Source organism: Subdoligranulum sp. APC924/74 (assembly GCF_003324125.1).
GTDB classification, from domain to species: Bacteria; Bacillota; Clostridia; order Oscillospirales; family Ruminococcaceae; genus Gemmiger; species Gemmiger qucibialis.
The window spans coordinates 1-1,648 of sequence record NZ_PSQF01000183.1; the positions used below are offsets into that span (position 1 = coordinate 1).

Consider the following 1,648-nt stretch of genomic DNA (forward strand, 5'->3'; position numbering starts at 1 on the left):
AATGCCCAGCGCACGGCACTTGTACAGGCCTTTTTGTCGGAGATTGAGGCCGCAGGGTATTACGGCATCCTGTATGCCAGCTGCGATTTTATCCGCAACCGCCTGGACTACAAGGCGCTGTCCAAATACGATATCTGGGTTGCCCAGTATGGCAGCACATGCACCTGCCCCCTGCCGTATGGCATCTGGCAGTACAGCAGCCGCAACGCGCTGGGCATCCCCGGCTACGGCACCAGCCTGGACTGCAACCGGGTCTATAAGGACTATGAGCAGCTGATGATCCAGGCGGGCCACACCGCGTCCACCCCGGAGGATACCACCCCCAACAAGCTGGACAAGCAGCGGATCACCATTGGCCGTATCTCCAGCGGCGACCGCGCAACCATCCGCGCCCTGTGCGAGGGGCTGGGGCTTATCTCCGCCGGCCTGTACCGCGAAACCTGTGCGGATGGCAACCAGTGGATGCTGGACGTTGGGCCGGTATCCAGCGGCGACGCCTGGTACATCATGCGCAAGTGCGCAGAGCTGCAGCTGATTGATGCAGGGCTGTACAAGGCTGAGTATGTGGGGTAAAGCTATGAAAAAATTGTTTATCTCCCAGCCGATGCGCGGCAAGACCGACGAGGAAATCCTCAAAGAGCGCAAGGTGTTGATTGCTGATGTGTACATGAAAACCCATGAGGAAATCGAGGTCATCAAATCCTTTTTCGAGGGCGCCCCGGCTGACGCAACGCCGCTGTGGTATTTGGGCGAAAGCCTCAAGCTGCTGGGCACCGCTGATTTTGTGGTGTTCGCCCCCGGCTGGCAGGATTATCGCGGATGCCGTATTGAGCATGATGCCGCTACCCAGTACGGCATCCCTATCGTGGAGGTATGAGCATGGATGCTATCATCGTTGCCCTGATCACCGGCGGGCTGAGCCTGCTGGGGGTGGTTATCACCAACATGATGGCTGCCCGCCGTACCGAACAGCGGATGATAACGGCCCAGGCGGTCACGGATGCCCGCTTGGAGGAGCTGACCCGCGAAGTCCGCGCTCACAATAACTTTGCCCAGCGGGTGCCGGTGCTGGAAGAGCAGCTGCGTGTGGCAAACCACCGGATCGCGGACCTGGAAAACAAAACTGCTTGAAAATCACACACAGAGACATAGGAGGAAAAATCATGGATATTGCATCCTTTGGCATCGCAAGCGTTGCCTGCATCACCGTCATCTGCTACCTGGCCGCAACGGCTGTCAAGCAGACCCCACTGGCAAATAAGTGGCTGCCGTCCATCTGTGGTGCCCTTGGCGGCCTGCTGGGGGTGGCCGCCATGTACATCAACGTGCCGGACTTTCCCGCCACTGATCCGCTGACCGCGCTTGCCGTGGGCATTGTTTCCGGCCTTGCGGCTACCGGTGCGGATCAGGTTATCAAGCAGATCGGCAAAGGCAACTGACTGGCAAGTTAAATAATCCATAACAAAAGCGGCGGGCCGTCTCCTGAAAATAGGGGTAGCCCGCCGCTTATTTTTTATGCCTTTGTAGTCAAAATGTAGTCAGCCCAACATATAGTAAAAAGCGCGGCAAATGTTTTGCACATTCTACCGCGCTATTTTTGGTGCACCATCGGGGACTCGAACCCAGGACCCACTGATTAAGAGTCAGT

At 57.4% G+C, this 1,648-nt stretch carries 4 protein-coding genes; all 4 read left to right on the top strand.

The genetic code is table 11. The features are described from left to right. The coding region (locus tag C4885_RS16065) for a GH25 family lysozyme (RefSeq protein ID WP_305791100.1) at positions 1-573 on the top strand (573 nt) is incomplete at its 5' end. A gap of 4 nt (positions 574-577) precedes the next feature. Then, on the top strand, positions 578-877 hold the full coding sequence (locus tag C4885_RS16070; protein WP_114001296.1) for a DUF4406 domain-containing protein: 300 nt from the start codon (positions 578-580) through the stop codon (positions 875-877). A 2-nt stretch (positions 878-879) separates the two neighbouring features. Next, the gene (locus tag C4885_RS16075) at positions 880-1,131 is read left to right on the top strand and encodes a hypothetical protein (RefSeq protein WP_114001047.1); all 252 of its coding nucleotides are present in this window, start codon (positions 880-882) and stop codon (positions 1,129-1,131) included. Between the two features lie 32 nt (positions 1,132-1,163). Beyond that, a complete protein-coding gene (locus C4885_RS16080) occupies positions 1,164-1,439 on the top strand; it encodes a phage holin family protein (RefSeq protein WP_114001297.1) in 276 nt (91 codons plus the stop codon). Positions 1,440-1,648 lie beyond the last annotated feature (209 nt).